The following is a 370-nucleotide window of genomic DNA, read 5'->3' on the forward strand; positions in this document are numbered from 1 at the left end:
GCGTTGGAACACCCCGCCGTCCATATAAGTCTCTAGATTTTTTGCGGGAATGACTTTACCAACCCGCAGGCGCCATGAGAAGTTTTGCGGGGGGTGCCCTAGTGGAAATGGAAGTATCGCCCGAATCGGTTTTCTACACCCGCCATCGGGCCCGCGATCAGAAACAGTTCGCTGTATTGACCGCTGCGGCGGAACTGTTCCTGAGCAAGGGCTATCACGCGACCAGGCTCGACGATGTGGCGGAAAGGCTCAGGATCACCAAGCCCGCGCTCTACAATTATTTCCGTAGCAAGCACGATATCTTGTTCGCATGCCACATGCTCGGCCACGACATCATCGATGACAGCCTGCCCGAAATCGAAGCGGCGGG

1 protein-coding gene is annotated in these 370 nt (G+C 56.5%); it reads left to right on the forward strand.

What is annotated here, in order from left to right; all coding sequences use genetic code 11:
• Positions 1 to 107: 107 nt before the first annotated feature.
• The coding region (locus F7P65_RS21890; protein ID WP_240334438.1) for a TetR/AcrR family transcriptional regulator at positions 108 to 370 on the forward strand (263 nt) is incomplete at its 3' end.

The organism is Sphingobium estronivorans (assembly GCF_008692605.1).
GTDB lineage: Bacteria > Pseudomonadota > Alphaproteobacteria > Sphingomonadales > Sphingomonadaceae > Sphingobium > Sphingobium estronivorans.